We start from the raw sequence: 12,844 nt of genomic DNA, 5'->3' as shown, positions 1-12,844 counted from the left end.
TCTGTTATTTTACTCACATGATACTCTGGGGCTTGCTGAGAGATAACCGAAATGATATTAGTAATTTCAACATTCCCCTAGATGAATGTGCTAAATAATAACCAGTTGTTAAATTTTTGTACAAAATCACTCGATGATAGCGCAGCGACGCGCTTGTAGAGAAAAATTTCTCTATCTTGTTGAATATCATGTTTTTTAATTGATGTTCGATGTCCGGCAGGGCTGCCCTCAACGATGCGGTACTCACCGTAAAAGAGAATTGCTTAACAAATTTGCAAAATGTATTGGCGCACGTTTACGCCATTTGATACTTTCCGGCCTAATATTTTGCAGCATAAAACAAGCAGATGAGAATTATTTTCATATGGTTCTCTTCTCAGATATCCAACGCAGGTCTCAAACAGGGTGGCCTGTAAAGAATCGACGCAAGACGGCCATACGAGCGGTCAGTAATAAAAAAGTCGGTGATAGCAAGCAGTAAAAGAAGAACCTGACAGCAGCAAAAAAAACTCCTGCGCTGTACAGGCCCCAACAGGGGATTACACAGCTGGCGAAGGCCAGTCATTATAATGAGTGGAGTACCAACACAATGTCCATCATCACAAAAAAAAATCTGGTAGCGGCGGGGATTTTAACTGCGCTAATCGCGGGCAACGCTGCAATGGCTGCGGACGTTCCTGCAGGTGTTCAACTGGCTGAGAAACAGACGCTGGTGCGTAACAACGGTGCGGAAGTTCAGTCTCTTGACCCGCACAAAATTGAAGGTGTTCCTGAGTCTAACGTTAACCGCGACCTGTTCGAAGGCCTGCTGGTGACAGACGTAGACGGCCACCCGGCGCCGGGTGTAGCCGAAAAATGGGAAAACAAAGATTTCAAAGTCTGGACCTTCCATCTGCGTAAAGATGCGAAATGGTCCGACGGTACACCGGTCACGGCCGAAGATTTCGTTTATAGCTGGCAGCGTCTGGCGAACCCAACAACCGCTTCTCCGTATGCGAGCTACCTGCAATATGGCCACATCGCCAATATTGATGACATCATCGCGGGTAAAAAACCTGTTACCGACCTGGGCGTAAAAGCGATTGATGCGAATACCTTTGAAGTGACGTTGAGCGAACCTGTTCCGTACTTCTATAAGCTGCTGGTTCACCCGTCCGTCTCCCCGGTACCAAAATCCGCCGTGGAAAAATTTGGTGAAAAATGGACGCAGCCTGCCAATATCGTGACCAACGGTGCCTATAAGCTGAAAGACTGGGTGGTCAACGAGCGTATGGTGCTTGAGCGTAACCCGCAATACTGGGACAATGCGAAAACCGTCATTAATCAGGTTACCTACCTGCCAATTTCGTCCGAAGTGACTGACGTTAACCGCTACCGCAGCGGTGAAATCGACATGACCTATAACAACATGCCGATTGAACTGTTCCAGAAACTGAAAAAAGAGATCCCTAAAGAAGTTCACGTCGACCCGTACCTGTGCACCTACTACTATGAAATCAATAACCAGAAAGCACCGTTCACCGACGTACGTGTACGTACCGCGCTGAAGCTGGCTCTGGATCGCGATATCATCGTAAACAAAGTGAAAAACCAGGGCGATCTGCCGGCATACAGCTATACCCCTCCATACACCGATGGCGCAAAACTGACCGAGCCAGACTGGTTCAAACAGACGCAGGAACAGCGTAACGCAGAAGCGAAGAAACTGCTGGCCGAAGCGGGCTATACCGCAGATAAGCCGCTGACCTTCAGCCTGTTGTACAACACCTCCGATCTGCACAAAAAACTGGCTATCGCCGTCGCTTCGATCTGGAAGAAAAACCTGGGCGCGAACGTGAAGCTGGAGAACCAGGAGTGGAAAACCTTCCTCGACAGCCGTCATCAGGGCACCTTTGATGTGGCACGTGCTGGCTGGTGTGCGGACTATAACGAACCGACCTCCTTCCTGAATACCATGCTGAGCGACAGCTCGAACAACACCGCGCACTATAAGAGCCCGGCGTTCGACAAGCTGATTGGCGACACGCTGAAAACCACTGACGAAGCACAGCGTACAGAACTGTACTCTAAGGCCGAGCAGCAGCTGGATAAAGATTCCGCGATCGTTCCGGTTTACTACTACGTTAACGCCCGTCTGGTGAAACCATGGGTAGGTGGGTATACCGGTAAAGACCCGATGGATAATATCTACGTTAAAAACTTGTATATTATCAAGCATTAATGGCAATGAGTGGGGCGGGCGTGCTCGCCCCACGGTGTCTAACCAACGTCACATAATATAGGCACACGCCAGAAGGTACGGGCAATGTTGAAATTTATCCTACGTCGCTGTCTTGAAGCGATTCCAACGCTATTTATTCTCATCACGATTTCCTTCTTCATGATGCGCCTTGCGCCGGGAAGTCCATTTACCGGTGAGCGTACGCTGCCGCCAGAAGTCATGGCGAATATCGAAGCGAAATACCACTTAAACGATCCTATCTCCACCCAGTACTTCAATTATCTGAAGCAGCTGGCTCACGGTGATTTTGGACCGTCATTTAAATATAAAGACTATTCCGTTAACGATCTGGTGGCGTCCAGCTTCCCGGTTTCGGCTAAGTTGGGGGCTGCGGCATTCATTCTGGCCATCGTTTTCGGGGTCACCGCAGGCGTTATCGCCGCGCTCAGACAAAATACCAAATGGGATTATGCCGTAATGGGGGTGGCAATGACCGGGGTAGTAATACCCAGCTTCGTTGTCGCGCCATTACTGGTGATGATATTTGCCATCACGCTGAAGTGGCTGCCGGGCGGCGGCTGGAACGGCGGGGCATTGAAGTTCATGATTTTGCCGATGGTGGCATTATCTCTGGCGTACATTGCCAGTATCGCGCGTATTACCCGTGGTTCAATGATCGAAGTGCTGCACTCAAACTTCATTCGTACCGCGCGCGCTAAAGGGCTGCCGATGCGTCGGATTATCTTCCGCCACGCGCTCAAACCGGCGCTGTTGCCCGTGCTCTCCTACATGGGACCGGCATTTGTCGGGATCATTACCGGCTCTATGGTTATCGAAACAATCTATGGTCTGCCGGGCATTGGTCAGCTGTTCGTAAACGGTGCGCTCAACCGCGACTATTCGCTGGTACTGAGCCTGACCATTCTCGTCGGTGCGCTGACCATTCTCTTTAACGCTATCGTCGATGTGCTGTACGCCGTCATCGACCCGAAAATCCGTTACTAACTGGAGCACGCCATGATGTTGAGTAAGAAAAACAGCGAGGCGCTGGAAAACTTCAGTGAAAAACTGGAAGTAGAAGGTCGTAGCCTCTGGCAGGACGCGCGCCGTCGCTTTATGCACAACCGCGCGGCGGTTGCCAGTCTGGTTGTTCTGGTGATTATCGCGCTGTTTGTGACCCTGGCGCCGATGCTGTCGCAATTTACCTATTTCGACACCGACTGGGGCATGATGTCCAGCGCGCCGGATATGGAGTCTGGCCACTATTTCGGCACGGACTCCTCAGGACGCGATCTGCTGGTGCGTGTCGCTATCGGTGGCCGTATCTCGCTGATGGTCGGGATTGCTGCCGCGCTGGTGGCGGTGATCGTGGGTACGCTCTACGGCTCACTGTCCGGCTACCTTGGCGGCAAAATAGACTCGGTAATGATGCGTCTGCTGGAAATCCTGAACTCCTTCCCGTTTATGTTCTTCGTCATCCTGCTGGTGACCTTCTTCGGTCAGAATATTTTGCTGATCTTCGTGGCCATCGGGATGGTTTCCTGGCTGGATATGGCGCGTATTGTCCGCGGCCAGACCCTGAGCCTCAAACGCAAAGAGTTTATCGAAGCCGCGCAGGTCGGCGGTGTCTCTACCGGGAATATCGTGGTTCGCCATATCGTTCCTAACGTGCTGGGCGTGGTGGTGGTCTATGCCTCACTGCTGGTGCCAAGCATGATCCTGTTTGAATCTTTCCTGAGCTTCCTCGGTCTGGGTACGCAAGAGCCGCTCAGCAGCTGGGGCGCGCTGCTGAGTGACGGTGCAAACTCAATGGAAGTGTCTCCGTGGCTGCTGTTATACCCGGCGGGTTTCCTGGTCGTTACCCTGTTTTGTTTTAACTTTATCGGCGATGGCCTGCGTGATGCCCTCGACCCGAAAGACCGTTAAGGAGCGCCGTCATGACAATTATTGAAACGGCAACCGCGCCACAGGCGCAGCAGCGGAGCGACCTTCTGCTGGACGTAAAAGATCTTCGCGTCACCTTTAAGACCCCGGACGGGGATGTGACCGCCGTGAACGATCTCAACTTCAACCTGCGCGCGGGCGAAACGCTCGGCATCGTGGGTGAATCCGGATCCGGGAAATCCCAGACTGCCTTTGCGCTAATGGGCCTGCTGGCCGCTAACGGTGTGATTGGCGGTTCCGCGAAATTCAACGGTCGCGAAATCCTCAACCTGCCGGAGCACGAGCTCAACAAGCTGCGCGCCGAGCAGATCTCGATGATTTTCCAGGATCCGATGACCTCGCTGAACCCGTACATGCGCGTTGGTGAGCAGCTGATGGAAGTCCTGATGCTACACAAAGGCCTGGGTAAAGCCGAAGCCTTTGAAGAGTCGGTCAAAATGCTCGATGCGGTGAAAATGCCGGAGGCGCGCAAGCGCATGCGCATGTTCCCGCACGAGTTTTCTGGCGGTATGCGTCAGCGCGTGATGATTGCGATGGCGCTGCTGTGCCGGCCAAAACTGCTGATTGCCGACGAACCGACCACCGCGCTGGACGTTACCGTTCAGGCACAAATCATGACCCTGCTGAACGAGCTGAAGCGTGAGTTTAACACGGCGATTATTATGATCACCCACGACCTGGGCGTGGTGGCGGGCATCTGTGACAAAGTGCTGGTGATGTATGCCGGTCGTACCATGGAATACGGAAAAGCGCGTGACGTGTTCTATCAGCCTGCTCATCCTTACTCCATTGGGCTGCTGAACGCGGTGCCACGTCTTGATGCGGAAGGGGAATCCCTGCTCACCATTCCGGGCAACCCGCCAAACCTGCTGCGCCTGCCGAAAGGCTGTCCGTTCCAGCCGCGCTGTCCGCACGCGATGGAAATCTGCAACAGCGCTCCGCCGCTGGAAGAGTTTGCACCAGGCCGTCTGCGCGCCTGCTTTAAGCCGCAGGAGGAGCTGGTATGAACGCATTAGATGAAAAACGCAATGTGCTGCTCGAGATTGCTGACCTTAAGGTGCATTTCGACATCAAAGACGGCAAACAGTGGTTCTGGCAGCCGTCGAAGACCCTGAAAGCGGTGGACGGCGTCACGCTGCGCCTGTATGAAGGGGAAACCCTGGGCGTGGTGGGCGAGTCCGGCTGCGGTAAATCGACCTTTGCGCGCGCCATTATCGGTCTGGTGAAAGCCACCGACGGTAAAGTGGCCTGGCTGGGTAAAGATCTGCTGGGCATGAAACCCGACGAGTGGCGCGAGGTGCGCAGCGATATCCAGATGATCTTCCAGGATCCGCTGGCCTCACTTAACCCGCGTATGACCATCGGTGAGATTATTGCCGAGCCGTTGCGGACCTATCATCCGAAGATGTCCCGTCAGGAAGTGCGCGATCGCGTTAAGGCGATGATGCTGAAAGTCGGCCTGTTGCCTAACCTCATCAACCGCTATCCGCACGAGTTCTCAGGCGGTCAGTGTCAGCGTATTGGTATTGCGCGCGCCCTGATCCTCGAACCGAAGCTGATTATCTGTGATGAGCCGGTTTCCGCGCTCGACGTCTCCATTCAGGCGCAGGTGGTTAACCTGCTGCAGAAGCTGCAGCGCGAAATGGGGCTGTCGCTGATCTTCATCGCGCATGACCTGGCCGTGGTGAAACACATCTCTGACCGCGTGCTGGTGATGTATCTGGGGCACGCCGTGGAGCTGGGCACCTATGACGAGGTGTACCACAATCCGCTGCACCCGTACACCAGAGCGTTGATGTCGGCAGTGCCGATCCCCGATCCCGATCTGGAAAAGAATAAGACCATCCAGCTGCTGGAAGGGGAATTGCCTTCACCGATTAACCCGCCGTCGGGCTGCGTCTTCCGCACGCGCTGCCCAATGGCCGGACCGGAATGTGCGAAAACGCGACCGGTTCTCGAAGGCAGTTTCCGACATGCGGTTTCCTGCCTGAAAGTAGACCCGTTATAATCGCAAGGGCTGACATGATGTCAGCCCTTATTTTTTGCGAGGTTACTGTGTCGCGTTTATTCACGTCAGCCCGTCGGCGGCTTTATCATGTTTTATTCGATCCTGAAACGGTATCCGGACGACGATTCGAAGGTCTTTGTGGGTTATTTGCGCTCCTCAGCGTGGTGGTCATTTTTATTGAATCGGGTGCCGGGACGCAATACCACCTGACGTTTGACGAATGGCATGTCTTTGTCTGGCTTGAGCTGGCGATTACCCTGGTTTTTACCGCTGAATATCTGCTCAGAGTAATTGCGTGGCCCAACCCGGCCCGATATGTTTTCAGCTTCTGGGGATTTATTGATTTAGCCACTATTCTGCCGCTCTACGTCATGTGGCTGTGGCCGGAAATCAGCCTGAGTTATGTCTTTGCCTGGCGGGCGATGCGCGTGATTCGGGTATTACGTATTCTGAAATTACTGCGTTTTATGCCGTCATTACGCGTGTTCTGGAGTGCGATCGTCAGCGCACGGCATCAGCTTATTTTGTTCTACTCGTTTATTGCCATCGTCATGATTGTTTTTGGCGCGCTGATGTATTTAATAGAAGGGCCCAAATATGGCTTTACGACGCTCAATGCGTCCGTTTATTGGGCGATAGTAACCGTGACGACCGTGGGGTACGGTGATATCACGCCCCATACGCCGCTGGGCCGCATTGTGGCCTCAGTGCTGATTTTGATTGGCTATTCGGTCATTGCTATTCCGACCGGGCTTATTACCACGCACATGAGCAGCGCCTTTCAGAGCCGCAAGCAGCAGCGCAAATGTCCGCGTTGCCAGAAGGGCGAACATGACCTCAACGCGCGATTTTGTCACCGCTGCGGCAGTGAATTGGCGGAGTAAATAAAATAGGCTGCAATCGCAGCCTATTTTATTATTCGCGCCAGAGTATATGGCACAGCTTATGGTCTTTCTCACGACACAGCAGGACGCGAGCGAAGATATCGTTAATTTCGCCACCGTCTTCATCGGCCAGCCCAATCACCACTTCAGCAAAGAAGTCAGGATTCAGGTCGAAATCCACATGCTCAGCCCAGTCCTCTGAAGGGTCGAACAGTTCGGCACCGCCGCGCTCTTCGAACTGCAGATTAAAGAGGATCACGTCTGCGGGATCGAGGTTATCAACCGCCAGTTCGAGAAAAATGTCATAGGCCTGCTCGAGCGTTTCGTCTTCGGTCAGGCGATTGTTCAGATCCATTTCCATGATGACTACCTGTTTAACATCGTTGGGCACGTTTTACAGCAACGGACTAAAGAAGTAAAACAGTCGTTCGGCAATTCTCTGCCACAGCGGACGTTTTACCCACAGTCTGGCATCCAGCAGCCGCGAGCGGGAGATATAATCATCCTGTACCGCGGCGAGATCGCCACCAAAGCCGGCATCATCAATAACCAGCGTGATTTCAAAGTTGAGCCACAGGCTGCGCATATCTAGGTTGACCGTTCCCACCAGGCTTAACTCGCCGTCGACAAGCACGCTTTTGGTGTGGAGCAATCCGCCTTCGAACTGGTAGATCTTCACCCCTGCAGCCAGCAGTTCGCTAAAGAATGCCCGGCTGGCCCAGCCCACCAGAAGAGAGTCATTTTTGCGCGGCAATATAATGCTCACATCGACGCCGCGCTGCGCCGCGGTACAGATCGCGTGCAGGAGATCATCGCTGGGAACAAAGTAGGGCGTCGTCATGATCAGGTATTCACGCGCCGAGTACGTTGCCGTCAGCAGCGCCTGATGAATCAAATCCTCCGGGAAGCCCGGCCCGGAAGCAATGGTATGAATGGTGTGACCGCTGGCCTCTTCAAACGGCATAATATTGCCGTCCGGCGGTGGCGGCAGAATGCGTTTGCCGGTTTCAATTTCCCAGTCGCAGGAATAAACGATGCCCATTGAGGTGGCAATCGGCCCCTCCATTCGCGCCATCAAATCCACCCACTGGCCCACGCCCGAGTCCTGCTTGAAGAAGCGCGGGTCAACCATGTTCATGCTGCCGGTGTAGGCAATATAGTTATCGATCATGATCATCTTACGATGCTGGCGGAGATCCATCCGGCGCAGAAACACGCGCAGGAGATTGACCTTCAGCGCCTCGACCACCTCGATCCCAGCATTACGCATCATGCCCGCCCAGGGGCTACGGAAAAATGCCACGCTGCCTGCGGAGTCAAGCATCAGACGGCAGTGAATGCCGCGTCGCGCCGCGGCCATCAGCGATTCAGCGACCTGGTCAGCCATCCCGCCAGGCTGCCAGATATAAAAAACCATCTCGATGTTATGACGTGCCAGCTGGATATCGCGGATTAATGCCTGCATGACGTCGTCGGACGAGGTCAGCAGCTGGAGCTGATTGCCCTTAACGCCACCAATCCCCTGACGGCGCTCGCACAGCTTAAACAGTGACGATGCGACGCTACTGTTCTCCTCGGCAAAGATATGTTTGCAGGCTTTAAGATCGTTCAGCCACTTTGCGGTTGAGGGCCACATGGCACGGGCCCGCTCTGCGCGGCGTTTACCCAAGTGAAGCTCACCGAAAGAGAGATAGGCTATAATTCCCACCAGCGGGAGGATGTAGATTATCAGAAGCCAGGCCATGGCAGAGGGAACGGCTCTGCGCTTCATCAGGATGCGTAATGTCACACCTGCGATTAACAGCCAGTATCCCAAAATGACCAGCCAACTCACCACGGTGTAGAAGGTTGTCATAGGTAAAAAAATCCTTTTGAAAGCGTATTGTTATGAGTGTACGCATCAGGATTCATCTGGCAAATAAAAACGCCAGGTAAAAGCGCTGGTTTGCCGCAGGGTTGGGTTTATAATGGCCTTTCTTTTAGAGAAAAAGTGTTAGAGAAAGAGTTGTAGACATGAAGCGCAGTAGAACAGAAGTAGGGCGCTGGCGCATGTTGCGACAGGTGAGTCGTCGCAAGGCTCGTTGGCTGGAAGCACAATCCCGCCGCAATATGCGTATTCACGCCATCAGAAAATGTGGAATGACCCGGCATCGCAACGCGTTGCTGTTCGCAGTCCAGGATATCTGAGTACCATGAGGGCACCGTAATGGTGCCCGCTGATTTTGTAGCGTCTGATTTTTAGGAGTAGCGTATTTGCAGCGCTATTCCTGCTGTATTGAGCAAAAGGAGGGAGAAGAAGTGTTTGCGGAGTTTGGCGTACTGAATTTCTGGACGTATGTTGTTGGCGCATTTTTTATCGTGCTGGTACCGGGGCCGAATACCCTGTTTGTGCTGAAAACCGGGATTGGTCACGGCGTTAAAAAAGGGTATCTCGCCGCCACAGGCGTGTTTATCGGTGATGCGGTTCTGATGTTTCTGGCCTGGGCGGGTGTCGCAGCATTAATCCAGACCACGCCGGTGCTGTTTAACATCGTGCGCTATCTGGGCGCCTTCTATCTGCTGTGGCTGGGGGGCAAAATGCTCTGGTCGGTGGTGAACCGTCAGAAAAACGCGCATGAGAGCGGCCCCGAACCTGCCAGTATGATCATGAAACGTTCGCTGGTATTGAGCCTGACCAATCCAAAAGCGATTCTGTTCTACGTATCGTTCTTCGTTCAGTTCATTGACGTGAACGCACAGAGCACCGGCACCTCTTTCCTTATCCTCGCGACGACGCTTGAGTTGATAAGCTTCATGTACATGAGCTTCCTGATCTTCTCCGGTGCGTTTGTCACGCGTTATCTCAAAACGAAAAAGAAACTGGCAAAACTGGGGAACGGGCTGATAGGGCTGCTGTTTGTCGGGTTTGCGGCGAGGTTAGCGTCGCTGCATTGATTGATGAAAGGCTCCTGCGGGAGCTTTTTTCATTCTGTTTGACAACGCCTCACCATTTAGTTGTATAGTACAACTAAATGGTGAGGACAGAACATGCACAGCGAAACCCCGGTAGTCAGCGTTATTCGACGTTCCTCGCGCCTCATGGTGCGAGAGTTAGGTTTTATGGGTTCAACCCTGGCCTCAACGAGCTACTCACCTTCGGCCGTCCATACCCTGGTCGAAATCGCCTTACGCAAACAGATGACGGCGAGTCAGCTGGTGCAACTGCTGGGCCTGGAAAAGTCCAGCGTCAGCCGGATGCTGTCTCGCCTGATTGCTGCTGGCGAACTCGAGGAAGTTATTTCTACTGAGGACGCGAGAGCAAAGAGCCTCAGGCTGACCGAGAAAGGGCATGAGACGGTCAGTAAAATTAATACCTTCAGCAATGAGCGCGTGGTCTCAGCAATAAAATGTCTTGCTCCTGCCCAGCAGCAGACCATTTCGGAGGGGCTCACCCTTTATGCCAATGCGCTGCAGGCATGCCGTGAGTCGGGCAACGAGACGCACCCTGACGAGCTTACGATAGTGCAGGGGTATATCCCCGGCATGATTGGCCGTATAGCGGAAATGCACGGGAGTTATTACGCTCGTGAACATCATTTTGGCCGCTTTTTTGAGGCCAAAGTGGCGACAGGACTCGCAGAATTTAGTGAACGGTTGGATAAGCCGTGCAACCAGATCTGGCTGGCAATGATGAACGGCAGGATAGTGGGGTCAGTGGCGATCGATGGCGAGGATCTGGCAACGGGTGAAGCCCATCTTCGCTGGTTTATTCTTGATGATGGCTGCCGGGGACACGGCGTGGGGAAAAGACTGCTGAATGAAGCGATTCGTTTTTGCGACAGCGCCGGTTTTTCAGCCGTGCACCTCTGGACATTCAATAAGCTGACCGCCGCCCGGCGCCTGTACGAGTCGTTTGGGTTTACGCTGGTAAAAGAGTGGGAAGGCGACCAGTGGGGAAGCCTGATTACAGAGCAGCAGTTTACCCGGTATAAAGACGCACAACCGGCGCTATAAAAAAGGCTCCTTGCGGAGCCGCTTTGATATCAGAACACTTTCTTATACGGTCGAACCGTCACCTTCGCATACACACCTGCTGCAACATACGGATCTGCGTCAGCCCAGGCCTGAGCGGCTTCCTGGGATTCAAACTCAGCAATAACCGTAGAGCCGGCAAAACCGGCGGCGCCCGGATCGTTACTGTCTACTGCAGGCATAGGGCCGGCGGTCAGTAATCGACCTTCATCCTGAAGCAACTGCAAACGTGCCAGATGCGCAGGGCGCACAGCCTGGCGTTTTTCGAGCGAATCAGCAACATCTTCAGAGTAAATCACGTAAAACACGGCGAAGCTCCTTAACCGGTAAAAGTGTCAGTTACGTTATGTGAAAGGGCAAACGACTGCAATGTAAAATAAAAACAATGTTAATACCCTGATCTGAATGCGCCTTTTTTGGCCTCTCATGCGCTAAAGTTGCGTCAGAACAAAGTGTCTTATTGAATATGATTGCTATTTGCATTTAAAATCAGTGTTCGGTTTTTTAACGTTGATGACTATGACTTCGATGACCCTTGATTTACCTCGCCGCTTTCCCTGGCCGACGCTGCTTTCTGTCGTGATTCACGGTGCCGTTGTGGCGGGTCTGCTGTATACCTCGGTTCATCAGGTTATTGAAATGCCAGCGCCCGCGCAGCCGATTTCGGTGACGATGGTCTCGCCAGCGGATCTTGAACCGCCGCAGGTTGCCCCTCCGCCGCCACAGCCGGTGGCTGAACCGGAGCCAGAACCCGAGCCTGTTCCGGCGCCACCGAAGGAAGCCCCGGTGGTGATCCACAAGCCTGAACCGAAGCCAAAACCTAAGCCGAAGCCAAAACCGGTGAAGAAGGTCGAAGAGCGTCCGAAACGCGAGGAACGTCCGGTTGAACCGCGCGCGACCCAGCCGGTCGAAAATGCAGCGCCTTCACGTCCGGTGATGAACAATACGGCAACGACTTCAAAGCCAACGGTTACCGCGCCAGCGGGCCCGCGTGCCGTAAGCCGGAACCAGCCCCAATATCCGGCGCGAGCTCAGGCCTTACGTATTGAAGGCCGCGTACGGGTGAAATTTGACGTGACCGCGGATGGACGCGTGGATAACGTGGAAATTTTATCTGCTCAGCCTTCTAATATGTTTGAGCGCGAAGTGAAATCTGCCATGCGCAGATGGCGCTACGAGCCAGGCAAGCCGGGCAACGGATTGATTGTTAATATCGTTTTCCGCCTGAACGGCGGGGCGCAGATGGAATAAAAAAAGCCTCCGAAAGGAGGCTTTTTTTTTTGCCTGTCGATCAGGCCTGTGGAAGTTGACGAGGTTTACCCTCGCTGTCTACTGCGACGTAAATAAACAGCGCTTCAGTGGCCTTATAACGCTGCCCAATGGGCTCAGAAGAGACTTTCTTCACCCAGACTTCGATGTTGATGGAAATGGAGGTATTGCCGCGTTTCAAGCAGCGCGCGTAGCAGCAAACCACATCCCCTACCGCAACCGGGCGCAGGAAGGTCATGCCGTCCACCCGCACCGTCACCACGCGCCCGTGGGCGATCTCTTTTGCCAGAATTGCGCCGCCCATATCCATCTGCGACATCAGCCAGCCGCCAAAAATATCGCCATTGGCATTGGTGTCAGCGGGCATTGCCAGTGTGCGTAAAACCAGTTCGCCCTGAGGGGCGTTAGTTGTTGTCATTGTTTTAACTCGTAACGGAAGACTTCAGGCGGGATGCTACTATGATTTCAAAGCGGAGAGAATAGACCAGAACGCCTGTCGTTGACGTT

14 protein-coding genes are annotated in these 12,844 nt (G+C 53.4%); 10 read left to right on the top strand and 4 right to left on the bottom strand.

Going from position 1 to position 12,844, the window contains the following annotated elements:
- The first annotated feature begins 589 nt into the window (after positions 1 to 589).
- The 6 genes from oppA (at position 590) to AC0TOY_RS04430 (ending at position 7,057) form a co-directional block, all read left to right on the top strand.
- A complete protein-coding gene (gene oppA / locus AC0TOY_RS04455; protein ID WP_024907095.1) occupies positions 590 to 2,221 on the top strand; it encodes an oligopeptide ABC transporter substrate-binding protein OppA in 1,632 nt (543 codons plus the stop codon).
- Positions 2,222 to 2,305: 84 nt separating this feature from the next.
- On the top strand, positions 2,306 to 3,226 hold the full coding sequence (gene oppB, locus AC0TOY_RS04450) for an oligopeptide ABC transporter permease OppB (protein WP_008502786.1): 921 nt from the start codon (positions 2,306 to 2,308) through the stop codon (positions 3,224 to 3,226).
- 12 nt (positions 3,227 to 3,238) lie between these two features.
- Entirely contained in the window at positions 3,239 to 4,147 is a 909-nt protein-coding gene (gene oppC / locus AC0TOY_RS04445) for an oligopeptide ABC transporter permease OppC (protein WP_023312096.1), read from the top strand.
- Between the two features lie 11 nt (positions 4,148 to 4,158).
- The gene (gene oppD / locus AC0TOY_RS04440) at positions 4,159 to 5,172 is read left to right on the top strand and encodes an ABC transporter ATP-binding protein (RefSeq protein WP_045404931.1); all 1,014 of its coding nucleotides are present in this window, start codon (positions 4,159 to 4,161) and stop codon (positions 5,170 to 5,172) included.
- Positions 5,169 to 6,173, top strand: coding sequence for a murein tripeptide/oligopeptide ABC transporter ATP-binding protein OppF (gene oppF, locus AC0TOY_RS04435; RefSeq protein WP_024907098.1), 1,005 nt, complete (start codon positions 5,169 to 5,171; stop codon positions 6,171 to 6,173). Before oppD ends, oppF begins: the two co-directional genes overlap by 4 nt.
- 14 nt (positions 6,174 to 6,187) lie before the next feature.
- Positions 6,188 to 7,057, top strand: a complete 870-nt coding sequence (locus tag AC0TOY_RS04430; protein WP_473721527.1) for an ion transporter — start codon at positions 6,188 to 6,190, stop codon at positions 7,055 to 7,057.
- A gap of 31 nt (positions 7,058 to 7,088) precedes the next feature.
- Here the strand turns inward: AC0TOY_RS04430 and AC0TOY_RS04425 are convergent, their stop codons facing one another.
- Together AC0TOY_RS04425 and cls are read right to left on the bottom strand one after the other, a co-directional pair.
- On the bottom strand, positions 7,089 to 7,418 hold the full coding sequence (locus AC0TOY_RS04425) for an HI1450 family dsDNA-mimic protein (RefSeq protein WP_006810881.1): 330 nt from the start codon (positions 7,416 to 7,418) through the stop codon (positions 7,089 to 7,091).
- 33 nt (positions 7,419 to 7,451) lie between these two features.
- Positions 7,452 to 8,912 carry a cardiolipin synthase gene (gene cls, locus AC0TOY_RS04420; RefSeq protein ID WP_008502791.1) on the bottom strand — a complete coding sequence of 487 codons (1,461 nt, stop codon included), beginning with the start codon at positions 8,910 to 8,912 and terminating at the stop codon, positions 7,452 to 7,454.
- A gap of 158 nt (positions 8,913 to 9,070) precedes the next feature.
- Here cls and AC0TOY_RS04415 point away from each other — a divergent pair, with 158 nt between their 5' ends.
- The 3 genes from AC0TOY_RS04415 (at position 9,071) to AC0TOY_RS04405 (ending at position 11,050) form a co-directional block, all read left to right on the top strand.
- Positions 9,071 to 9,244: a YciY family protein gene (locus tag AC0TOY_RS04415; RefSeq protein ID WP_021240326.1), complete on the top strand. Its 174-nt coding sequence runs from the start codon at positions 9,071 to 9,073 to the stop codon at positions 9,242 to 9,244.
- A gap of 111 nt (positions 9,245 to 9,355) precedes the next feature.
- Complete coding sequence (gene leuE / locus AC0TOY_RS04410; RefSeq protein WP_023312092.1) at positions 9,356 to 9,991, top strand: leucine efflux protein LeuE; 636 nt, start codon at positions 9,356 to 9,358, stop codon at positions 9,989 to 9,991.
- A 93-nt stretch (positions 9,992 to 10,084) separates the two neighbouring features.
- Positions 10,085 to 11,050 carry a bifunctional helix-turn-helix transcriptional regulator/GNAT family N-acetyltransferase gene (locus tag AC0TOY_RS04405; RefSeq protein WP_473721526.1) on the top strand — a complete coding sequence of 322 codons (966 nt, stop codon included), beginning with the start codon at positions 10,085 to 10,087 and terminating at the stop codon, positions 11,048 to 11,050.
- 29 nt (positions 11,051 to 11,079) lie between these two features.
- Here AC0TOY_RS04405 and AC0TOY_RS04400 read toward each other — a convergent pair whose 3' ends face one another.
- Complete coding sequence (locus AC0TOY_RS04400; RefSeq protein WP_024907101.1) at positions 11,080 to 11,376, bottom strand: YciI family protein; 297 nt, start codon at positions 11,374 to 11,376, stop codon at positions 11,080 to 11,082.
- A gap of 220 nt (positions 11,377 to 11,596) precedes the next feature.
- Here AC0TOY_RS04400 and tonB point away from each other — a divergent pair, with 220 nt between their 5' ends.
- Positions 11,597 to 12,319: a TonB system transport protein TonB gene (gene tonB / locus AC0TOY_RS04395; RefSeq protein WP_157189934.1), complete on the top strand. Its 723-nt coding sequence runs from the start codon at positions 11,597 to 11,599 to the stop codon at positions 12,317 to 12,319.
- Between the two features lie 40 nt (positions 12,320 to 12,359).
- Here the strand turns inward: tonB and yciA are convergent, their stop codons facing one another.
- The gene (yciA, locus tag AC0TOY_RS04390; RefSeq protein WP_473721525.1) at positions 12,360 to 12,755 is read right to left on the bottom strand and encodes an acyl-CoA thioester hydrolase YciA; all 396 of its coding nucleotides are present in this window, start codon (positions 12,753 to 12,755) and stop codon (positions 12,360 to 12,362) included.
- Positions 12,756 to 12,844 lie beyond the last annotated feature (89 nt).

This window comes from Enterobacter sp. PL_is379 (assembly GCF_055817355.1).
This window is presented reverse-complemented; position numbering and strand designations above follow the sequence as displayed.